Origin of the sequence: Diaphorobacter ruginosibacter (genome assembly GCF_040396215.1) — a bacterium.
In the GTDB taxonomy this organism is placed as follows: domain Bacteria; phylum Pseudomonadota; class Gammaproteobacteria; order Burkholderiales; family Burkholderiaceae_C; genus Diaphorobacter_A; species Diaphorobacter_A ruginosibacter_A.
Genome location: NZ_JBEBOW010000059.1, coordinates 1 through 21,341, shown reverse-complemented (window position 1 = coordinate 21,341; position 21,341 = coordinate 1). Strand labels below are relative to the sequence as shown.

At 63.3% G+C, this 21,341-nt stretch carries 24 protein-coding genes; 22 read left to right on the top strand and 2 right to left on the bottom strand.

Features of this window, described 5'->3' with window-relative positions; genetic code table 11:
• Nucleotides 1–31: 31 nt before the first annotated feature.
• The gene (locus ABWP92_RS09355; RefSeq protein ID WP_353235101.1) at nt 32–820 is read right to left on the bottom strand and encodes an SAM-dependent methyltransferase; all 789 of its coding nucleotides are present in this window, start codon (nt 818–820) and stop codon (nt 32–34) included.
• Entirely contained in the window at nt 817–1,416 is a 600-nt protein-coding gene (locus ABWP92_RS09350; protein WP_353235100.1) for a Maf family nucleotide pyrophosphatase, read from the bottom strand. The genes ABWP92_RS09355 and ABWP92_RS09350 overlap by 4 nt, the downstream gene beginning before the upstream one ends.
• Nucleotides 1,417–1,441: 25 nt before the next feature.
• Between ABWP92_RS09350 and ABWP92_RS09345 the strand changes: the two genes are divergently transcribed.
• The 22 genes from ABWP92_RS09345 to nagZ all read left to right on the top strand — a co-directional run bounded on the left by ABWP92_RS09345 (nt 1,442) and on the right by nagZ (nt 21,275).
• Nucleotides 1,442–1,993 (top strand): YceD family protein, encoded by a 552-nt coding sequence (locus ABWP92_RS09345; RefSeq protein ID WP_353235099.1) that lies wholly within the window; start codon nt 1,442–1,444, stop codon nt 1,991–1,993.
• Nucleotides 1,994–2,164: 171 nt separating this feature from the next.
• Nucleotides 2,165–2,347 carry a 50S ribosomal protein L32 gene (rpmF, locus tag ABWP92_RS09340; RefSeq protein WP_044397881.1) on the top strand — a complete coding sequence of 61 codons (183 nt, stop codon included), beginning with the start codon at nt 2,165–2,167 and terminating at the stop codon, nt 2,345–2,347.
• Nucleotides 2,348–2,464: 117 nt separating this feature from the next.
• A complete protein-coding gene (gene plsX / locus ABWP92_RS09335) occupies nt 2,465–3,517 on the top strand; it encodes a phosphate acyltransferase PlsX (RefSeq protein ID WP_353235098.1) in 1,053 nt (350 codons plus the stop codon).
• Entirely contained in the window at nt 3,518–4,495 is a 978-nt protein-coding gene (locus ABWP92_RS09330; RefSeq protein ID WP_353235097.1) for a beta-ketoacyl-ACP synthase III, read from the top strand. It abuts the gene before it with no gap.
• Between the two features lie 90 nt (nt 4,496–4,585).
• Complete coding sequence (gene fabD / locus ABWP92_RS09325; protein WP_353235096.1) at nt 4,586–5,539, top strand: ACP S-malonyltransferase; 954 nt, start codon at nt 4,586–4,588, stop codon at nt 5,537–5,539.
• Nucleotides 5,536–6,282 carry a 3-oxoacyl-ACP reductase FabG gene (gene fabG, locus ABWP92_RS09320; RefSeq protein WP_353235095.1) on the top strand — a complete coding sequence of 249 codons (747 nt, stop codon included), beginning with the start codon at nt 5,536–5,538 and terminating at the stop codon, nt 6,280–6,282. The genes fabD and fabG overlap by 4 nt, the downstream gene beginning before the upstream one ends.
• A 103-nt stretch (nt 6,283–6,385) precedes the next feature.
• Nucleotides 6,386–6,625: an acyl carrier protein gene (gene acpP / locus ABWP92_RS09315; protein WP_003058049.1), complete on the top strand. Its 240-nt coding sequence runs from the start codon at nt 6,386–6,388 to the stop codon at nt 6,623–6,625.
• Nucleotides 6,626–6,661: 36 nt separating this feature from the next.
• A complete protein-coding gene (gene fabF, locus ABWP92_RS09310; protein WP_353235094.1) occupies nt 6,662–7,906 on the top strand; it encodes a beta-ketoacyl-ACP synthase II in 1,245 nt (414 codons plus the stop codon).
• 77 nt (nt 7,907–7,983) lie between these two features.
• Nucleotides 7,984–8,484, top strand: a complete 501-nt coding sequence (locus ABWP92_RS09305) for a hypothetical protein (protein WP_353235093.1) — start codon at nt 7,984–7,986, stop codon at nt 8,482–8,484.
• Nucleotides 8,485–8,536: 52 nt separating this feature from the next.
• Nucleotides 8,537–9,169 (top strand): RNA polymerase sigma factor RpoE, encoded by a 633-nt coding sequence (gene rpoE, locus ABWP92_RS09300; RefSeq protein ID WP_353235104.1) that lies wholly within the window; start codon nt 8,537–8,539, stop codon nt 9,167–9,169.
• 42 nt (nt 9,170–9,211) lie between these two features.
• A complete protein-coding gene (locus ABWP92_RS09295) occupies nt 9,212–9,892 on the top strand; it encodes a sigma-E factor negative regulatory protein (RefSeq protein ID WP_353235092.1) in 681 nt (226 codons plus the stop codon).
• Nucleotides 9,893–9,943: 51 nt separating this feature from the next.
• Nucleotides 9,944–11,035, top strand: coding sequence for a MucB/RseB C-terminal domain-containing protein (locus ABWP92_RS09290; protein WP_353235091.1), 1,092 nt, complete (start codon nt 9,944–9,946; stop codon nt 11,033–11,035).
• Between the two features lie 184 nt (nt 11,036–11,219).
• The gene (locus tag ABWP92_RS09285) at nt 11,220–12,653 is read left to right on the top strand and encodes a Do family serine endopeptidase (protein ID WP_353235103.1); all 1,434 of its coding nucleotides are present in this window, start codon (nt 11,220–11,222) and stop codon (nt 12,651–12,653) included.
• 497 nt (nt 12,654–13,150) lie between these two features.
• Nucleotides 13,151–14,959: a translation elongation factor 4 gene (lepA, locus tag ABWP92_RS09280; protein WP_353235090.1), complete on the top strand. Its 1,809-nt coding sequence runs from the start codon at nt 13,151–13,153 to the stop codon at nt 14,957–14,959.
• A gap of 31 nt (nt 14,960–14,990) precedes the next feature.
• Nucleotides 14,991–15,959, top strand: coding sequence for a signal peptidase I (gene lepB, locus ABWP92_RS09275; RefSeq protein ID WP_353235089.1), 969 nt, complete (start codon nt 14,991–14,993; stop codon nt 15,957–15,959).
• Nucleotides 15,960–16,050: 91 nt separating this feature from the next.
• Complete coding sequence (locus ABWP92_RS09270; RefSeq protein WP_353235088.1) at nt 16,051–16,425, top strand: DUF4845 domain-containing protein; 375 nt, start codon at nt 16,051–16,053, stop codon at nt 16,423–16,425.
• Nucleotides 16,425–17,111: a ribonuclease III gene (gene rnc, locus ABWP92_RS09265; RefSeq protein ID WP_353235087.1), complete on the top strand. Its 687-nt coding sequence runs from the start codon at nt 16,425–16,427 to the stop codon at nt 17,109–17,111. Before ABWP92_RS09270 ends, rnc begins: the two co-directional genes overlap by 1 nt.
• A 74-nt stretch (nt 17,112–17,185) precedes the next feature.
• Nucleotides 17,186–18,124 carry a GTPase Era gene (era, locus tag ABWP92_RS09260; RefSeq protein WP_353235102.1) on the top strand — a complete coding sequence of 313 codons (939 nt, stop codon included), beginning with the start codon at nt 17,186–17,188 and terminating at the stop codon, nt 18,122–18,124.
• Between the two features lie 47 nt (nt 18,125–18,171).
• The gene (gene recO / locus ABWP92_RS09255; protein WP_353235086.1) at nt 18,172–18,942 is read left to right on the top strand and encodes a DNA repair protein RecO; all 771 of its coding nucleotides are present in this window, start codon (nt 18,172–18,174) and stop codon (nt 18,940–18,942) included.
• Nucleotides 18,939–19,703 carry a pyridoxine 5'-phosphate synthase gene (locus ABWP92_RS09250; protein WP_353235085.1) on the top strand — a complete coding sequence of 255 codons (765 nt, stop codon included), beginning with the start codon at nt 18,939–18,941 and terminating at the stop codon, nt 19,701–19,703. The genes recO and ABWP92_RS09250 overlap by 4 nt, the downstream gene beginning before the upstream one ends.
• Nucleotides 19,704–19,719: 16 nt before the next feature.
• Nucleotides 19,720–20,157, top strand: a complete 438-nt coding sequence (acpS, locus tag ABWP92_RS09245; protein ID WP_353235084.1) for a holo-ACP synthase — start codon at nt 19,720–19,722, stop codon at nt 20,155–20,157.
• A 5-nt stretch (nt 20,158–20,162) separates the two neighbouring features.
• Nucleotides 20,163–21,275, top strand: coding sequence for a beta-N-acetylhexosaminidase (gene nagZ, locus ABWP92_RS09240; RefSeq protein WP_353235083.1), 1,113 nt, complete (start codon nt 20,163–20,165; stop codon nt 21,273–21,275).
• Nucleotides 21,276–21,341 lie beyond the last annotated feature (66 nt).

Sequence of the window (21,341 nt, the reverse complement as noted above, 5' to 3'; positions counted from 1 at the left end):
CTGAGAGGCGGATGCGTGCAGGGCGCCCGGCTCAGGCGCCAATCGCGAACACGGCGGGCGTGCGGTTGTCCACGGGGCAGGGCAGGCTGCGCCACTGGGCGATGCTGCGGCTCTGGATGTCGGCATGGTCCAGCGTCAGCCCACTCGCCAGCGCGAGCCGGGTGTTGGGCTGCAGCGACTGCAGGAGCGCCTGCCAGATGGCGGCGTTCCGATAGGGCGTTTCAATGAAAAGCTGGCTCTGGCCCTGCTTGACGGCCAGGATCTCCAGCTCCCTGAGCCGCCTGGCGCGATCGGCGCCATCCTGTGGCAGATAGCCGACGAAGGCGAAATTCTGGCCATTCAGCCCGCTGGCGGCGATTGCCAGCAGCAGCGATACCGGCCCGACAAGCGGCACGACCTTGATGCCCAGATCGTGCGCCGCGCGCACGACAGAGCTGCCCGGGTCGGCCACGGCGGGCATGCCCGCCTCGCTGATCAGACCCATGTCCCGGCCCTGGAGTGCAGCCGCGAGCATCATGCGGGCGTCGAACTGCGCGCTACCCTTGGTTCCATGGTCGCCCTTTTTGTGGACGGCGCGCGGCAGTTCGTCGATGCGCTGCTCCTGCAGCGTTGCGGCCAGGGGGTGCAGCGCGTCGATGCGTTTCAGGTAGGCGCGTGCGCTTTTGGCGTTCTCGCAGATCCAGTGGGTCAGCCTGGATGCGGTCTGCAATGTGCCCTGCGGGAGCACCGATTCGAGTGGAGCCTGCACGTCGCAGCCAAAGTCGAGCGGGGCCGGCACCAGGTACAGCGTGCCTTTCGGGCCATGCTGGTTGGCGTTCATGGCAGCATCCATCCGGCCGCGCGCAGCATCTGGCAGGTGCGGATGAGCGGCAGGCCGATGAGCGCGGTGGGGTCGTCGCTTTCAATCGCGTCCAGCAGCGAGATGCCCAGGCCTTCGCTCTTGGCGCTGCCCGCGCAGTCATAGGGCTGCTCGGCCCGCAGATAGCGCTCGATTTCCGCATCGCCCAGGTGGCGCAGGCGCACGCGGACCTGCGCCAGATCGATCTGGCTGAATCCCGATTCGATGCACATGACCGACACCGCCGTGTGAAAAACCATGGCGTGGCCGCGCATTTCCTTGAGCTGCGCCGTGGCGCGCTCGTGATTTCCGGGTTTGCCAAGGGATTTGCCATTCAGGTCCGCCACCTGGTCGGAGCCGATCACCACGGCATTCGGGTGCGCTTGCGCCACGGCGCGCGCCTTCGCCGCCGCCAGGCGCAGAGCCAGTTCACGAGGGCTTTCGCCAGGCAGCGGGGTTTCGTCGACCTCCGGCGCCGCCACCTCGAAGGGCAGCCGCAGGCGCTCCAGCAGTGCGCGGCGGTAGGGTGAGGTGGAGCCCAAAATCAGAGGGCGGGACATGGAAGTGGATTGCTGCATGCCCCGATTCTCTTACACTGCGGGCATGACAAAGGAACACTCCCCCGATCGACTGGACATCAAGGCGTTCGCGCAGGCCGGGGTACACCTTTCCGGCCATGATTCGCTGCTCAAGTACAAGCGGGTCGCGCAAGAGGCCAAGGGACTGCATCCCGATCTGCACGTGGACTGGCAGGCGCACGGCGAGGTGCGCACGGTTGCCGGCCTGGGCGCGCAGGTCTGGCTGCACCTGACGGTGCATGCGGCGGTGCCCATGCAATGCCAGCGCTGCCTTGGCCCGGTTGACGTCCCCATCGACATCGACCGTGAATTCCGTTTCGTGGCCGATGAGGCAACGGCCGAGGCTCTGGACGATGAATGCGAGGAAGATCTGCTCGTGCTCAGCCGGGAATTCGATCTGCGCGAACTCATCGAGGACGAACTGCTTCTGGAACTGCCGGCGGTGCCGCGCCACGACGAATGCCCCTCGCATGTGGTCATGAAATCCAGCGACGATGACTTCGAGGAAGCCAACGCGCAGAAGACCAATCCCTTCGCTGCGCTCGCCAGCCTGCGGGTGGATGGAAAAAAGAACTGAGAAGAACGAATGCCTGGCCTGGGCGATGCCCGTTCGCGATGTTCCATCCGCAAGGTGATTTGAGCGGAATCTGCAATTGAGCTATACTCAGTGGTTTCGCGTGAATCCCCTCGTGTCTTTAATGGGCTAATCGCGTTATTCACCAACCATTTTCAGACCCTAGGAGCCATCATGGCTGTTCAGCAAAACAAGAAGTCCCCTTCCAAGCGCGGCATGCACCGCTCGCACAACGCCCTGAATGTGCCGGGCACCGCAGTGGAGCCCACCACGGGCGAAACGCATCTGCGTCATCACATCAGCCCCAACGGTTTCTACCGTGGTCGCCAGGTGCTGAAGAACAAGTCTGAAGCCTGATCAAGGCTTGCGGCTTCAAAAGGCCCGTTGCTACAAGCCGGTAGCGCGGGCCTTTGTCGTTACTGGCTTTTTTATTTATTCTTCAGGCCAGTACTCTTCGTCTGACCAATTGCCTCAATGATCACACTGGCTGTCGATTGCATGGGGGGCGACCATGGCCCCGGCGTCACGCTTCCCGCATGCCGTCAATTTCTCGAAAAACACCCGGATGCCCGGCTGCTGCTGGTCGGACAGGAGGCCGGGCTGCGCGACTTCAAGCATGAGCGCGCCAGCGTCGTCGTCGCCACCGAGGTGGTGACGATGGACGATGCCGTCGAAGTGGCGCTGCGCCGCAAGAAGGATTCGTCGATGCGCGTTGCCATCCAGCGGGTCAAGGACGGCGAGGCGCAGGTCGCCATTTCCGCCGGCAATACCGGCGCGTTGATGGCCATCGCCCGCTATCTGCTCAAGACGCTGGAGGGCATCGACCGTCCTGCGATTGCCACGCAGATTCCCCATGACAAGGGCGGAGCGACCACGGTGCTCGATCTGGGCGCCAACGTGGATTGCTCCGCCGATCACCTGCTGCAGTTCGCGGTGATGGGCTCGGCGCTGGTGTCCGTGCTGCAAAACAGCGAGCACCCGTCGGTCGGCCTGCTCAATATCGGTGAAGAGGCGATCAAGGGCAGCGAGGTCATCAAGAAGACCGGTGAGCTGCTGCGCGCGGCGAGCGCTCATGGTGATCTCAACTTCTACGGCAACGTCGAGGGCAACGACATTTTCAAGGGCGTGGTGGACATCGTCGTCTGCGACGGGTTTGTCGGCAATGTGGCGCTCAAGGCGTCCGAGGGCGTGGCCGCGATGGTGGTGGGTGGACTCAAACGTGAGTTCAAGCGCAACATCTTCACGAAAATGGCGGCTATCGTCGCCTATCCTGTTTTATCTGCGCTGATGAGGCGCCTGGATCATCGCCGCTACAACGGCGCGGCCCTGCTCGGCCTGCGCGGCCTGGTGTTCAAGAGCCATGGCTCGGCCGACGCCGTCGCTTTCGAGCATGCGCTGAACCGGGCGTATGATGCAGCTCGCAATAATCTGCTCGACCGCGTCAGAACCAAGGTGGCCCACGCGGCGCCATTGCTGGCGGGGAGCGTGGCTCCAGCTTTGTCCGATTCGTCATCGACCACACAATAAATGAGACGCTATTCACGTATTACCGGCACTGGCAGCTACTTGCCGCCCCGCCTTGTGACCAACGATGATCTGGTGGCCGAACTGGCCCAGCGCGGTATCGAAACATCGGATCAATGGATCGTCGAGCGTACCGGCATCAAGGCGCGCCACTTTGCCGAACGCGATGTGACGAGCAGCGACCTGGCTCTGGAGGCGTCGCGCCAGGCCATCGAGGCGGCGGGCATCACGGCCGAGGATCTCGATCTCATCATCGTGGCGACGTCAACGCCCGACATGGTCTTTCCGTCGACCGCGGCGATCCTGCAGAACAAGCTCGGCGTGCATGGCTGTCCCGCATTCGATGTGCAGGCGGTTTGCAGCGGGTTCGTCTACGCATTGACGGTGGCTGATTCGATGCTGCAATCCGGCGCCGCGAAGCGGGCGCTGGTGGTGGGCTCGGAGGTCTTCAGTCGCATTCTGGATTTCAACGACCGCACGACCTGCGTGCTGTTCGGCGACGGTGCCGGCGCCGTGGTGCTGGAAACTTCCGACAAGCCCGGCATCCTGGCGAGCGACCTGCATGCCGATGGCCGCCATGTCGGCATTCTCTGCGTGCCGGGGAATGTCTATGGCGGTCAGATTCTTGGCGATCCCTTGCTCAAGATGGATGGACAGGCGGTGTTCAAGCTGGCGGTCGGCCTGCTGGACAAGGCGGCGCGCGCCACGCTGGAAAAGGCCGGGATGAGCGATGCCGATATCGATTGGCTGATTCCGCACCAGGCCAATATCCGCATCATGCAGAGCACGGCGCGCAAGCTCAAGCTGCCGATGGAGAAAGTGATCGTCACCGTGGACCAGCATGGCAACACGTCCGCCGCCTCGATCCCGCTGGCGCTCGACCACGGCGTGCGTTCCGGCCAGATCAAGCCGGGCCAGAACCTGCTGCTCGAAGGCGTGGGAGGCGGCTTCACCTGGGGCGCGGTCCTGCTGACGATGTAATCCTCTACCGGGGCCGGGCCGCCGCCGCGTTCGTCGCGGCGAGAATGGCGGCCCCGTTGCGCATCAGAAAAAATACCAATCCAGATTTCTATGTCCACCACATTTGCTTTTGTTTTTCCGGGCCAGGGCTCGCAATCCGTCGGCATGCTCGATGGCTGGGGAGATCACCCCGTGGTTGCCCAGACCCTGCGCGAGGCCTCGGATGCTCTGGGCGAAGACGTCGCCAGGCTGATTCATGAAGGCCCGAAGGAAGCGCTGGCGCTGACGACGAACACCCAGCCCGTGATGCTGGTTGCCGGTGTCGCGGCGTGGCGCGTATGGCGCGCCGACGGCGGCGCGCTGCCCGCTGCGGTGGCCGGCCACTCGCTGGGCGAGTATTCCGCGTTGGTGGCGTCCGGAGTGCTGACTCTGGCGCAGGCCGCTCCGCTGGTGCGCTTGCGCGCCGCCGCCATGCAGGAAGCAGTGCCGGTGGGCGTGGGCGCCATGGCCGCCATCCTGGGGCTTGAATCGGCCAAGGTGGTCGCTGGCTGCTCGGAGGCGGCGGCCAGCTTTGGTCCCGGCTCCAGTGAAGTGGTCGAGGCCGTGAATTTCAATGATCCGGCGCAAACCGTGATCGCCGGCACCAAGGCAGGTGTGGACAAGGCGTGTGAAGTGCTCAAGGCGGCGGGCGCCAAGCGCGCGCTGCCGTTGCCGGTGTCGGCTCCGTTCCACTCCAGCCTGATGAAGCCCGCGGCCGAGAAACTGCGCGAGGCCTTGGCCGGCCTGGAGCTCGGCGCGCCGCAGATTCCCGTGCTCAACAACGTGGATGTGGCCGTCGAAACCAGCGCCGACAGGATTCGCGACGCGCTCTATCGCCAGGCATTCGGCCCCGTCCGCTGGGTCGAGTGCGTGCAGGCGCTGAAGGCTCGCGGCGTGTCCCACGTCATCGAATGCGGTCCGGGCAAGGTGTTGGCCGGGCTGACCAGACGGATCGATGCCGGGATGGTCGGCGCATCCATATATGATCCGGCCACATTGGCAGAAACCAAAGAATTGCTGGCATGAGCGAAACCACTACCACTCCTCCCCAGATTGCGCTGGTGACTGGCGCAACCCGCGGCATTGGCGCGGCCATCGCGGCCGAATTGGCCGAGCGCGGCTATCGCGTGATCGGCACGGCCACATCCGATGATGGCGCGGCGCGCATCAACGACGTACTGGCCGCCAAGGGCGGCAAGGGCGTGAGGCTCGACGTGACCGATGGGGTCGCGGTCGATGCGCTGATCGACGCCACTGTCAAGGAATTCGGCGGCCTGCATGTCCTTGTGAACAATGCGGGTATTACGCGCGACACGCTGGCCATGCGCATGAAGGATGACGATTGGGATGCGGTGATCGATACCAATCTCAAGGCCGTATTCCGGGTAAGCCGTGCGGCTATTCGTCCGATGATGAAGCAGCGCTTCGGCCGCATCATCAGCATCACCAGCGTGGTGGGCGCATCGGGCAACCCCGGCCAGGCCAACTACGCTGCGGCCAAGGCGGGCGTGGCGGGCATGACGCGCGCTCTGGCCCGTGAGCTGGGCAGCCGGGGAATCACCGTGAACTGCGTTGCTCCGGGCTTCATCGCCACGGACATGACAGCCAATCTTCCCGATGAGCAAAAGGCCGCACTGAAGTCGCAGATCGCGATGGGCGACCTGGGCCAGCCGAGCGACATCGCTCACGCTGTCTGCTACCTCGCCTCCAAAGGCGCCGGCTATGTGACGGGGCAGGAACTGCACGTCAATGGCGGCATGTATATGTAGTACAACAAGGTTAGTGCCGGTTCGTCCGTACGGCTGGCTGCTAGGGGCATTTGTCCGAAGCAGTTAAAATCGCGGATTCATTCACAACCCCCTGAGGGAAACCATGAGCGATATCGAAGCACGTGTCAAGAAAATCATTGCCGAACAACTCGGTGTGGAAGAGTCCCAAGTGACCAACGAAAAGGCCTTCGTGGCTGACCTGGGCGCTGACTCCCTGGACACGGTCGAACTGGTGATGGCTCTGGAAGATGAGTTCGGCATCGAGATCCCTGACGAAGACGCAGAGAAGATCACAACGGTGCAGAACGCCATCGACTACGCCAACACCCACCAAAAGGCCTGATCAGGTTTTTTGAAGATCAGCAGAAAGTTTGAACGCATGAGCCGTCGTCGCGTTGTCGTGACCGGCCTGGGCTGCATCACTCCCGTGGGCAACACGGTGAGCGAAGCCTGGGCCAATATCCTCGCCGGTCAGTCCGGTATTGATCTCATCACCAAGTTCGATGCGTCGAACTTCTCCTGCAAGATTGCAGGCGAGGTCAAAGGGTTTGATGTGGAAAAATACATGAGCGCCAAGGATGCGCGCTCCATGGACTCATTCATCCACTTCGGCATTGCGGCAGCGGAACAGGCCGTGCTTGATGCGGGCCTGCCTCATGGCGAGGCTCTGACGGAAGATCTGGCCACGCGCATCGGCTGCGTGATCGGCTCCGGCATTGGCGGGCTTCCGCTGATCGAGAATACCCACGCGGAACTGGCGGCACGCGGCCCTCGCCGCATTACGCCGTTCTTCGTTCCCGCCTCCATCATCAACATGGTGGCGGGCCATGTGTCCATGCGGTTTGGCTTCAAGGGGCCGAATCTCTCGGTGGTGACGGCCTGTACGACGGGTCTTCACTGCATCGGCGAGGCAGGGCGCATGATTGAATATGGCGATGCCGACGTGGTGGTCGCTGGCGGTACGGAGTCCACGGTGTCTCCGCTGGGCGTGGGCGGCTTTGCCGCGATGCGCGCCCTGTCCACCCGCAACGACGACCCCAAGACGGCTTCGCGCCCCTGGGACAAGGACCGCGATGGCTTTGTCCTGGGTGAAGGCGCGGGCGTGATGGTGCTCGAAGAGTACGAACACGCCAAGGCGCGCGGTGCCAGGATCTACGCCGAACTGGCGGGATACGGCATGAGCGCCGACGCAGGCCACATGACGGCCCCCAACATGGACGGCCCGCGCCGCGCAATGCTCAACGCACTGCGCAACGCGGGCGTGAACGCCGATCAGGTGGATTACCTGAATGCGCACGGCACGTCCACGCCGCTGGGCGACCTCAACGAAACCAATGCGATCAAGGCCGCGATGGGCGACCATGCCAGGAAGATGGTGGTGAGCTCCACGAAATCCATGACCGGCCACCTGCTGGGCGGCGCGGGGGGGATCGAGAGCGTGTTTACCGTCCTGGCCCTGCGCGATCAGAAGATTCCGCCGACCATCAACATCTTCGAGCAGGACCCTGAGTGCGATCTGGACTATTGCGCCAATACCGCGCGCGATGCCAAGCTTGAAATCGCCGTGAAGAACAATTTCGGTTTCGGTGGCACCAACGGCACCCTGGTCTTCAAGCGCGTTTGACGCGTCTGTCGAGTGACCGGCGGCCTTTCATCGTTCCATCACCCGCTCGTTCCCCTGGTGCGGATCCGCGCTGCGGCATGAGCGCGACGCAAGGGCCCTTCAAGCATCACCTGCACCCGCCCGTGGTGCAGTTCTCCGCTCGGCGCTCCGCCTGGGCCGGGTATCTGATCGCCATGCTGGCGGTTACCGGGCTGGCGGTGCTCGGGGCCTGGCTGGCCCAGACGGCGGATCATCCCTTGGCCGGAGCGAGGCTGGGGGTGGCCGCTGGCCTGTGGCTGTCGGCAACGTCGGGGGCGCTTCACTGGTGGTGGACAAATCCGGCGGCCATGCTGCACTGGAATGGCCAGCAATGGACCATGGCCGGGGCGGGTGGCGATGCCTTGCCGGTGGAGCTGGAAGTCCTGATGGACTTCCAGTCGTATCTGCTGATTCAGGCGTGGTCGCAAGGACGCGTGCGCAGCAGGTCGTGGTTCCTGCTTGAAAGAAAGACTGATCCGCAGTCTTGGCCCGCTTTGCGGCGTGCGGTATATTTTCGCGCCCATGCCGACCTGCCGTTTGCTGGCGGGCCGGCCCACTGACACCAGAAGAAACCGGAAGAAGCGCCGCAAACGGCGAAGTGCTGAAGCAAAAATGACCTTTTCCAACTCCGAGCCGGCCACAGCTTCCAGCAGCGACATGCAGCTGGTGGAGCGCACGCTGGCGGGGGATCAGCGCGCCTTCGAGCTGTTGGTGATCAAGTATCAGCGCCGGATCGAGCGCCTGATCGGCCGCATGGTGCGCGACACCGACCTGGTTCCCGACATCGCCCAGGAGACTTTTCTGCGCGCCTATCGTGCGCTGCACCAATTCCGGGGCGATGCGCAGTTCTACACCTGGCTGTACCGGATTGCGGTCAATACCGCCAAGAAATCGCTGGTCGATCTCAAGCGCAATCCGCTTATCACGGAAACCGCATTGCGTGCAAATGATGAAGACGATGAAACTTCCGGGAATCCTTTTGAACTAACAACCGACGAGACCCCGGAAACGGTGCTGGCCGCGCAGGAAATCGCGGCTGCGGTGAATGCGGCAATGGAGGCATTGCCCGAGGATCTGCGCCAGGCAGTGACGTTGCGGGAAATCGAGGGTTTGAGTTATGAGGAAATCGCCGAAACCATGAATTGTCCGATCGGCACGGTTCGCTCGCGGATTTTCCGGGCGCGCGAGGCGATTTCGGCGAAGGTGCGCCCGCTGCTGGACAAGCAGACGGGCAAGCGTTGGTAAGGCAGGTTCTGAACATATGATGCAGGAATGGCAGGTGGCACCATGAATGGCGATATTGTGAAGCGGGAGCAGTTGTCGGCGCTGGCCGACGGCGAGCTGGTGAGCGCTCAGTGCGCCGAGGCCGTTGCGTTTGCTGATTCCGACGAGGGCCGCGCCGCATGGCACGAATACCACCTCATCGGCGATGTGCTGCGCTCGTCGGAGCTGGCGCGGCCGTTGAGCTGCGACCTTGTGTCGCGCTTGCGTGCGCAACTGGCGCAGGAGGCCCGGCCGGGCCAACTGGCCCGTGGCGAGGTCGAGCAGATCGTCGTGCCTGCGGTCCATGTCGCGGCGGCCCATGCCCCGCAGTCGGCCCAGCCTGCCGCGGACGCGGCCAATCATGATGTGTTCCGCTGGAAGATGGTGGCCGGCTTTGCCTCCCTTGCGGCAGTGGCCACCATCGGCTGGAACGCCTATACGGGCCTGACCCGCTCCGCCGTGGAGCCTGGCATGCAGCTCGCGGCGATTCCCATCGCATCCACGCCGGGTGGCAATCAGAACGTCGTGGCGGTGAGCTTCCCGCTGCAGATGGCGCCCGGTGAGCCGGAACGCCGGGCGGTGATGATCCGCGATCCCCGGCTCGATGAATTGCTGGCGGCGCATAAGCAATACGGCAGCACGTCGGCGTTGCAGATGCCGGCCGGCTTTCTGCGCAACGCCACTTTCGAAGCTCCCGCGCGCTGAGCGCGGCGACCGGAGGGCGGCAGCACCTTGCGCAGAGTGATTCGTACGGGCATGGCGGCATCGGTAGCACGGCTTGGCGGCGGGGTGGCGCATGGGCGGCCCTGGCGGTCGTTTGCATTGCGCGGGTTGCGCGCTGCGGCGATCGGCGCGGTGGTCCTGGGCTTCGTCCCGCTCGTCAGTGCGGCGGGCTGTGAGTTGCGGCCGCTGTCGCAGGCCGAGGCCGGGCAGCTCGATGTGCACGGCTGGCTCGAGCGCATGCGCCAGGCGACCGATTACTCGACCTACAGCGGCACCTTTGTGGTGACCTCTTCGTCAGGGGTGATGAGCCGCTCGCAAGTCTGGCACGTATGCTCCAAGGACCAGCAGATCGAACGCCTGGAGGCGCTGAGCGGCACGCCGCGGATCGTCTATCGCCAGAATGCCGACGTGCGCACCTTCTTTCCACAAGATCGCGTCGTACGTGTGGATACGCGCGAGATGCCGCGCAAGTTTCCCCGGGCCAAGGGCATCGATGCCCAGTCGCTTTCGCAAAGCTACGCAGCGGAGCTGGGCGGCCTGCAAAGCGTGGCGGGCCGCAATGCGGCGCTGCTGCAGCTGCGTTCCCGGGATGCCCTGCGGTTTGGCTACCGCATCTGGCTTGATCAGGAAAGCGGCCTTATCCTGAAGTGGCAGACGGTCACGCCTGGGGGCAAGGTGCTGGAGCAGGCGACGTTCACCGAGCTGGAACTGAGCACGCCCGCAGGCGCCGCGCAGATACAGAACATGATGAACGACGTCGTGGGATACCGCGTCATCCATCAACACAAGTTCCCCACCACGCTGGAGTCCAATGGGTGGCAGTTGCCGGTCCCGGTGAACGGCTTCGTGCTGCTCGATTGCTCGCAAAAGCAGAAGCTGCATCCGCAACCCCTGCGCACTGCGCAGGTGCAGTGCGTCTATTCCGATGGGCTGGCCAGCATTTCCGTGTTCCTTGAACCCTTCAACGAAGACCGCCATCCGTTCGAAGGCCAGGAACTGCGTGTCGGCGCCACGCACACGCTGTCGGCGCGCGTGCTGGGAGATAGCTGGGTCACCATCATTGGTGAAGTGCCGTTGACCACGCTCCAGCGCTTTGCTTCGGCTATAAAGCACACATCGGGCTGATGCATTCGTGTTCCCCCGCGTGGACACGATGCGATGGGGCTGTATTGGCTCGGCTGCGGGAACCAAATGGCGTGTTGTCCTTCTCAAGTGACAGCAGCTATTTGTTAACGTACAAGAAATTCCTTGAGAGGTATTGATGCTGAGGACTCATCCGAAAACTTTGCAGGGCTTCGCGCTCGCTGTCATGACGGCGGTGACGCTGGGCGCCTCCCTGGGCTCAGCCCTGCCGGCGCAGGCGCAACCGGCTGCCGTGGCGCGAGGGTTGCCCGACTTCACCGATCTGGTCGAGCAGGTCGGGCCTGCCGTGGTGAACATCCGGACGACCGAGCGTGTGGCGGCGGGCGATTCGCCCATCGGCATGGATGAAGACATGCTGGAGTTCTTCAAGCGCTTTGGCATTCCCGTGCCGAATATTCCCAGGGGACAGTCGCCACGCCGCTCGCAGCCGCAGCAGCAGGAAGAGCAGCCGCGCGGCGTGGGCTCGGGCTTCATCCTGAGCTCCGATGGCTATGTGATGACCAATGCGCACGTGGTGGAAGGCGCGGACGACGTGATCGTCACGCTGACCGACAAGCGCGAATTCAAGGCCAAGATCGTCGGCTCCGACAAGCGCTCCGATGTCGCCGTCGTGAAGATCGACGCCACCGGATTGCCTGCGGTGAAGGTGGGCGATGTGAATCGCCTGAAGGTGGGCGAATGGGTGATCGCGATCGGCTCGCCGTTCGGCCTGGACAATACGGTGACGGCCGGCATCGTGAGCGCCAAGCAGCGCGATACGGGTGACTATCTGCCGCTGATACAGACCGATGTGGCGGTGAATCCGGGCAATTCCGGCGGCCCGTTGATCAACATGCGCGGGGAGGTGGTCGGCATCAATAGCCAGATCTATTCGCGCTCGGGCGGTTTCATGGGCATCTCGTTCGCCATTCCCATTGACGAGGCCATACGCGTGAGCGACCAACTGCGCGCATCGGGCCGGGTCAGCCGTGGGCGCATCGGCGTGCAGATCGAACAGGTGTCCAAGGACGTGGCCGAATCGCTGGGCATGGCCAAGCCGCAAGGCGCCCTGGTGCGCGGTGTGGAAGTGGGATCTCCCGCGGAGAAGGCCGGCATCGAGGCGGGTGATGTGATCACCAGGTTCGATGGCAAGACGGTCGAGAAGACCGTGGACCTGCCGCGCCTGGTGGGCAATACCAAGCCGGGCACCAAGTCGACGATCACCGTGTTCCGCCGCGGCGCATCGCGCGATCTGTCCATCACCATTGCCGAGGTCGAGCCCGATGAAAAGACGGCGGCCAAGAGCAGCTCGGGTGGCGGCAAGTCCAAGTCGTCCTCCGCGGCGGCCGAGCAGCTGGGCCTGGTGGTGTCCGATCTCACGGACGCTCAGCGCAAGGAGCTCAAGGTCAAGGGCGGCGTGCGCGTGACAGAGGCAGCGGAGGCCGCGGCCCGCGCGGGCCTGCGCGAGGGCGACGTCATCATGAGCGTGGCGAACGTGGAAGTGCACAACGTCAAGGAATTCGAAGCGGCGGTTGCCAAGGCCGACAAGAACAAGCCCGTCAACGTGCTCTACCGCAGAGGCGAATGGGCGCAATATGCGCTGATCCGTCCCGTTCGCTGATTGACGGGACAAGACACAGCCCGCCGCACTGCCCCACGACCTAGCTGGAAGTGGGGCATTTTTGCAACTTGAAACAGCCATTGCACCGGCCAGCTCGGGAATTTTTGAGCTTTCTCCAGTGCTCCTGGAATTCTTTCTATCTGTTAATTTCTATAGAATATCGCCGATCCAACGACCAATATGGGTATAAATGGACACCAATCCACCATGATGTGGGATGAGTCCAATCGATACACAAGCAGTCCACAGATCGCGCACAAGTTGTTCATCATGGAGATGCTAAAATTGTTGATAACTTGTGAATAAATATCCCGTTGCAATGCGGCAACGTCCCTAAACTGCGCTCGGATGGGCTTCCCGAAAGGGCCTTTTTGCCTACAATGAAGCTCCAACTATCGCAGTTGCCAAAGATTGTTGGTTCAGGGCGCGTCGCTTCTTGACGCGCCCTTTTTTCTTGTCCGTGTCTTTGCAATTCAAATACTTGTCGTTTTCCGTTGATGAACCACATCAGAAATTTTTCGATCATTGCCCACATCGACCACGGCAAATCCACGCTTGCTGACCGGATCATCCAGCGTTGCGGAGGCTTGGCCGAGCGTGAAATGGAAGCCCAGGTGCTCGACTCGATGGACATCGAGAAAGAGCGTGGGATAACCATCAAGGCGCAGACCGCCGCGCTGCAATACAAGGCCCAGGATGGCAAGGTCTACAACCTCAACCTGATCGATACGCCCGGCCACGTGGACTTCTCGTATGAGGTCTCGCGCTCGCTGTCGGCCTGCGAGGGCGCGCTGCTCGTCGTGGATGCCTCGCAAGGCGTCGAGGCGCAGACGGTGGCGAACTGCTACACCGCGCTCGACCTTGGCGTCGAGGTGCTTCCTGTGCTCAACAAGATGGATCTGCCGAATGCCGATCCCGACAATGCGAAGGCCGAGATCGAGGACGTGATCGGCATCGACGCGACCGATGCGATTCCCTGCTCCGCCAAGACCGGCATGGGCATCGACGAAATCCTGGAGGCCGTCGTGGCGAAGGTGCCGCCGCCCAAGGGCGACGCCAACGGTCCGCTGCGCGCGATGATCATCGATAGCTGGTTCGACTCTTACGTCGGCGTGGTGATGCTGGTGCGCGTGGTCGATGGCGAACTCAAGAAGGGCGAGCGCTTCAAGATGATGGCGACCAACGCCGCATATGAAGCGAACAACCTGGGCGTGTTCACTCCCGCCAACCTGCCGCGCGATGCGCTCAGGGCGGGAGAGGTGGGCTACATCATTGCCGGCATCAAGGAGCTGAAGGCCGCGAAGGTGGGCGACACGATCACCCTCGAGAAGAAGCTGCCCAACAACATGGGGCCCGCGAGCGAGGCTCTTCCAGGCTTCAAGGAAATTCAGCCGCAGGTGTTCGCGGGCCTGTATCCGACCGAGGCCAACCAGTACGATGCGCTGCGCGATGCGCTGGAGAAGCTCCAGCTCAACGACGCCTCGCTGCAGTTCGAGCCGGAAGTCTCGCAGGCGCTGGGCTTTGGCTTTCGCTGCGGCTTCCTCGGGCTGTTGCACATGGAGATCGTGCAGGAGCGCCTGGAGCGCGAGTTCGACCAGGACCTGATCACGACCGCGCCCAGCGTGGTGTATGAGGTGGTCAAGGGCGATGGCGAAGTCATCATGGTGGAAAACCCATCGAAGATGCCCGACCAGGGGCGCATCCAGGAAATCCGCGAGCCGATCGTGACCGTGCATCTGTACATGCCGCAGGAATACGTGGGCCCGGTGATGACGCTGGCCAACCAGAAGCGTGGCGTGCAGATGAACATGCAATACCATGGCCGCCAGGTGATGCTGACCTATGAGCTGCCGCTCGGTGAGATCGTGCTGGACTTCTTCGACAAGCTCAAGTCGGTCTCGCGCGGCTATGCGTCGATGGATTACGAATTCAAGGAGTACCGCCCGTCCGACGTGGTCAAGGTGGACATCCTGCTCAACGGTGAGAAGGTCGACGCGCTGTCCATCATCGTGCACCGCACGCAGGCGCAATACCGCGGCCGCGCCGTGGCCGCGAAGATGCGCGAAATCATCAGCCGCCAGATGTTCGATGTGGCCATCCAGGCCGCCATCGGCGCCAACATCATCGCGCGCGAGACCATCAAGGCGCTGCGCAAGAACGTGCTGGCAAAATGCTACGGCGGCGACATCACGCGCAAGCGCAAGCTGCTGGAAAAGCAAAAGGCCGGCAAGAAACGCATGAAGCAGATCGGTTCGGTCGAAGTGCCTCAGGAAGCCTTCCTGGCGATTCTGCAAGTGGAAGATTGAGAACGATTCAGGAAGAAGAAGGCATCAGCCCATGCAAGTTTTGACATCTCTGATCCTCGCGGCCTTCGTGGGCTACATCGGTGCCTGGTATGTGGGCGCGATCGAGGGCAATTTCGCACTGCTGCTGTTTCTTGCCACGGTGGTCACCGGTGCGTACTGGCTGGCCGAGCGCCTGTACTTCCTGCCGCAGCGCCGCAAGGTGGCCGAGGCCGTGGCGGCATCCACGACGCAGCGCCGCGAGGAACTCGAACGCATGGGCCTGCGCCCCGATGGCTCCGATGACCTGAAGGACACCCGGCAGAAACTGCTCATGCAGCCCTGGTGGCTGGACTGGACAGCCGGACTGTTCCCGGTGATCCTGGTGGTCTTCCTGCTGCGCTCCTTCCTGTTCGAACCGTTCAAGATCCCGTCGGGCTCCATGTATCCCACGCTGTGGGTCGGCGACCTGATCCTGGTGAACAAGTTCACCTACGGGCTGCGCCTGCCGGTGATCAATACCCGCATCACGCAGGGCGCCGCGCCCCAGCGCGGCGACGTGATCGTGTTCCGCTATCCGCCGCAGCCCAATGTGGACTACATCAAGCGCATCGTGGGCCTGCCCGGCGACAAGGTGGCCTACCTGAACAAGCGCCTGACCATCAATGGACAACCGGTGCCGACGACCGCGCTTCCCGATTTCTTCGAGGAAGACGCCATGCGCTACTTCAAGCAGTTCCAGGAGAAATTCGGCGACGGCACGCACAACGTGCTGAACAACAGCGACGTTCCCGCCTTCATCCAGGGCGCGAGCAATTTCCAGTACCGCGAGAACTGCAATTACAGCGTGGAAGGCGTGACCTGCACGGTGCCTGACGGTCATTTCTTCGTCATGGGCGACAATCGCGACAACTCGCTGGACTCGCGCTACTGGGGCTTCGTGCCGGAAGGCAATATCGTTGGCCGGGCGTTCTTCATCTGGATGAATTTCGGCAACTTCAAGCGCATCGGCGCATTCAACTGAGCCCGCCCGGCGCGTGCGGGCCGGATGCGCCGGCCCGCAGGGTTGACGCGCGCAATCCAGTCAATCATCATTTCAAGACATGAGGGAAAATATGGCAACGTATCGCACTTCCGCACCGCGCTCGCGCCAGCGCGGCCTGTCGTTCATCGGCCTTGTGTTCTTTCTGCTGGTTGCGGTGAGCATCGGCTACGTCGCCACCAAATCCGTGCCCATTCTTCTGGAGTGGCAGGCCATTGACAAGGCCGTCAAGAAGGCAGCCAATGAAGGCAATACGGTGGCCGAGGTTCGGGCCTCGTTTGACCGCGCCGGCGCGATCGACGATATCGCCTCCATTTCGGGCAAGGACCTGGAAGTCACCAAGCAGAATGAAAAGGTAGTGGTGTCCTATGAATACACCCGTGAAATCCCGCTCGCCGGGCCGGCATACCTGCTCTACCGGTTCGCCGGTTCATCATCCGCAAAGTAGTGTTATCACCTGAACTCTCATCGCTGCAGCAGCGCCTGCGGCATTCATTCAAGGACAGCGCGCTGCTGCAGCGCGCAGTCACTCATCGCAGCTTCTCCGCCGACCACAACGAGCGCCTGGAATTCCTTGGCGACTCGGTGCTGGGTCTTGCCGTCTCCACCATGTTGTTCCACCGCCTGCGGAGTCTTCCCGAAGGCGATCTCTCGCGCATGCGCGCAAATCTGGTCAAGCAGGATTCGCTGCACGGGATCGCCATGCGCCTCGAGCTTCCCAACCTGCTCCGCCTGGGTGAAGGAGAATCCCGCTCCGGCGGCAAACTGCGTCCGTCCATTCTTGCCGATGCGGTGGAGGCGCTGATCGGCGCGGTCTATCTGGATGCAGGATTCGAGACCGCGCAGGCCATGGTGCATCGTTTCTTCGAGGGCGTCGACCTCAGCCCCGAAAAGCAGGCCGCGGCCAAGGACGCCAAGACGGCGCTCCAGGAACTGCTGCAGGGCCGCAAGCTGCAGGTGCCTCGATACACTGTGGTGAGCACCGTGGGCGCGGCGCACAAGCAGACCTTCGACGTGGTCTGCGAAATCCCCGAGCTGGGATTGACCGAACATGGCAGCGGCGGCTCGCGCCGCGCAGCCGAGCAGGCCGCCGCCGACAGGCTGCTTGCCCAATTGAAAGCGAAACAGGCATGACGACCAATAACAACAATCAACAGCCGCCGGCGCACGAAGGCGCCCAGCCTCCCGCGAATCCCGATCTGGAGGCCATGCTGGCAGCCGCCAAGCCCGTGGGCGCCCCCGTTGACGTCAGCGGCCAGCGCTGCGGCCTGGTCGCCATCGTCGGCAAGCCGAATGTTGGCAAGTCCACGCTGATGAACGCGCTGGTCGGCCAGAAGATATCGATCACTTCGCGCAAGGCGCAGACGACCCGCCACCGCATCACCGGCATCCGCACGCTGGGCAACACGCAGTTCGTGTTCGTGGACACGCCGGGCTTCCAGACACGCCACAGCACTGCGTTGAACAAGTCGCTCAACAAGACGGTGATGGGGGCGATCGGCGACGTGGATCTGATTCTGTTCGTCGTCGAGGCCGGCAGCTTCACGCTGGCCGACGCCAAGGTGCTGAGCCTGTTCAAGCCAGGCATTCCGACCTTGCTGATCGCCAACAAGCTCGATACCGTGCACCGCCGCGCCGAAATAGCGCCATGGCTGCGCGACATGCAGGAGCGCCACCCGTTCGCCGAGTTCGTGCCGATGTCCGCCAAGAACAAGAGCGACATCGAGCGCCTGTTCGACATCGTTGGAAAGTACCTTCCCGAGCAGCCTTGGTGGTATTCGGAAGACGAGCTGACCGACCGCAGCGAGAAGTTCCTGGCCTCCGAGACGGTGCGCGAGAAGCTGTTCCGCTTCACCGGCGACGAATTGCCCTACACGTCGACGGTCGTCATCGACAAGTTCGACGAGGAGCCGAGCAAGCAGCACAAGCGCTTCATCAGGATTGCCGCGACCATCGTGGTCGAGCGCGATGGCCACAAGGCGATGGTGATCGGCGAAAAGGGCGAGCGCCTCAAGCGCATCAGCACCGAGGCCCGCCAGGAACTCGAGAAACTCATGGATGCCAAGGTATTCCTCGAGGTGTGGGTCAAGGTGCGCTCGGGCTGGGCCGACGACGAAGCCCGGGTCCGCTCGTTCGGATACGAGTGATTGCAGGCTTGTCGCGGATATCCGGGGCTCTTCGCGCCTGACCTGCCATGGCTACCAAGCGCATCAGCGATGAGCCCGCATTCATCCTCCATCAATATGACTGGAGCGAATCGAGCCTGATCCTCGAGGCGTTTACGCGGCACTATGGCCGCGTGGCCCTGGTTGCCAAGGGCGCGAAGAAGCCGACCTCCAATTTCCGTCCCGTGCTGCTGCCTTTGCAGCCGCTGCGCCTGACCTATACGATTGCCGGCGACGGCCACGGCGAAATCCATGCGCTCAAAGGCGCCGAATGGGTGGGCGGACACATCATGCCCATGGGCGATGCGCTGCTCTCCGGGTTGTACCTCAACGAATTGCTGATGCGTCTGCTCGCGCGCGAAGACACGCATGCGCCGCTGTTCGACATCTACGCGGGCGTGGTGCGCGTGCTCGCCAGCGAACATGGCGAGGCGCTGGAGCCGGTCCTGCGCAGTTTCGAGCTGGTGCTGCTGCGCGAGATCGGCCTGCTCCCCGATCTGCACGTGGAGACGGCCACGCTGGCCGCTCTGCGCGCCGATGCCCGGTACACGCTGGTGGCGGAAGGCGGCCTGCGCGCGGCGCAGCGGGACGACCGCTCCACGCTCCAGGCAATCCACTGGGCCGAGCTTCAGGCCGCATTGGCCGACGACGGCAACCGCTTTACCGCCACGCTTCGCACGCTGATGGGCGCGGGCATCGCGGGCGAACTCAAAACCCAATTGCGCGCGCTGCTGCAATACCATTGCGGCAGCCAGCTGCTGCGCACGCGCCAGCTCATGATGGATCTGCAATCCCTATGAACACCCGATCTCCCCGAACCGCCCTGTCCGTGAACATCAACAAGGTCGCGCTGGTGCGCAATACGCGCCATCTCGGCATTCCGGGTGTGACGCGAGCGGCCACGCTGTGCCTGGAAGCGGGCGCGCAGGGCATCACCATCCACCCGCGTCCGGACGAGCGCCACATCCGAGCGTCGGATGTGTATGAACTCGCCGCTTTGCTCAAGGACTGGCCGGATGCCGAGTTCAACATCGAAGGCAATCCAACGCAGAACCTGATGCAGTTCATCCGCGACGTGCGGCCGCATCAGGCGACGTTCGTGCCCGACAGCGAGGATCAGTTCACCAGCGATCACGGCTGGGCCTTTCCGCAGGACGCGCAGCGTCTGCAGCCGCTGATCGAGGAGTGCCGCGCGCTTGGCGTGCGCGTCAGCCTGTTCATGGACCCGGTCCCCGGGCAGATGGCGGCGGCGAAGGCCGTGGGCGCGGACCGCGTGGAGCTCTACACCGAGCCTTATGCCGCGGCCGCCACCGAGCACGAAAAGGAAAGGCAGCTCCAGATCTATGCCGGGGCCGCCCAGGCGGCGCTCGATGCGGGGCTTGGCATCAATGCCGGACACGATCTGAATCGTGACAATCTCCCTGATTTCGTTGCCCGCGTGCCGGGGCTGCTCGAGGTTTCCATCGGCCATGCATTGATCGCCGACGCGCTCGAGCTGGGCTATGCGCAGACGGTGCGCGCGTACCAGCAAAGCATCGATGCGGGCATGAAGAAAAAATAACGGCGAAAGGGCTGACATGATCTACGGAATCGGTACGGACATCTGCGACATCCGCCGTATTCGTGAAAGCCTTGAACGGCATGGCGACCGCTTTGCGCAAAGGATTCTCTGTGAAGGCGAACTGGCCGTCTGGCGCGCGCGCGCGAGCCGCTGGCCCGAGCGCGGCGTGAGCTATCTCGCAACGCGCTTTTCGGCCAAGGAGGCATTCAGCAAGGCGGTGGGTCTGGGCATGCGCATGCCGATGACGTGGCGCAGTTGCGAGATCGCCAAGCTCGCGAGCGGCAAGCCGGAGATCGTGCTGCATGGCGAACTCAGGACCTGGTTCGAGGCCCGCAACCTGCGCGCGCACATCACCGTGACCGACGAGACCGATTACGCGGCGAGTTTCTGCGTCATCGAGTCCGATGAATCTCCAAGAACCCTGCTGCGCGACAGGCGCGAGCCACAGGACTGAAAGACATGAACGCTCAAAACCATGAATCCACCGCGCACGCGCCGTTGATCATCGATATCGCCGGCTGCCAGCTGACCGGCGCGGACCGCCGGCGGCTGGCGCATCCGCTGGTGGGCGGCATGATTCTTTTCGCGCGCAATTGGGACAGCCGCCAGCAACTGCTGCAACTGTGCGCGGACATCAAGTCCGTGCGGCCCGACCTGCTGATCTGCGTGGACCACGAGGGAGGGCGCGTGCAGCGCTTCAGGACCGATGGCTTCACGCACATTCCGCCGATGCGCGCCTTCGGCGAGATGTGGATGGACGACGGCAAGGGCGGCAAGTACCGCGAGGGTTCGGGCGCGATGCGTGCCATGGACGCCGCGGCAGCAGCGGGATATGTGCTGGGCAGTGAGTTGCGTTCATGCGGCGTCGATTTCAGCTTCACGCCGGTGCTCGATCTCGACTGGGGCGGGAGCGGGGTGATCGGCGACCGCTCTTTTGGCCGCGATCCACGCATGGTCGCGGTGCTGGCGCGCAGCCTGATGCAGGGCCTGCTGCAATCGGGCATGGCCAACTGCGGCAAGCATTTCCCGGGGCATGGCTTCGTGAAGGCCGATTCGCACACCGATATCCCGGTGGACAGGCGTGCGCTCAAGGCCATCCTGGCGGACGATGCCGCGCCTTACCCCTGGCTGTCCACGGCGCTCACCGCGGTGATGCCGGCGCATGTGATCTACCCCAGGGTCGATGCGCGGCCCGCCGGTTTTTCCAGCAAATGGCTGCAGGACATCCTGCGCGGGCAACTGCGTTTCGACGGCGCGATCTTCAGCGATGACCTCAGCATGGAAGGGGCGCGCCGCATCAACGCGGAGGTGGTGAGCTTTGCCGAAGCGGCCTGCGCCGCGCTGAATGCGGGTTGCGACATGGCGCTGCTGTGCAACCAGAGCGTGGGTGATGGACTGATCGTCGATGCCTTCCTGGCCGACATGGACGCGGCGCTGGCCGCCGGACGGTGGCAACCCGATGCGAACAGCGAGGCGCGCCGCGTGGCCCTGCTGCCCGAGACTTTGCCCCAGCCGTGGGACGAACTGATGGTCCAGCCCGCCTACATGCACGCGCTGGACCTGCTGCCCTGACTGCGGGTGGCGCAGGCATGCGCGGTTTTTAGAGCCGCTAACACAACCCTCGATACGTCGTTGCTT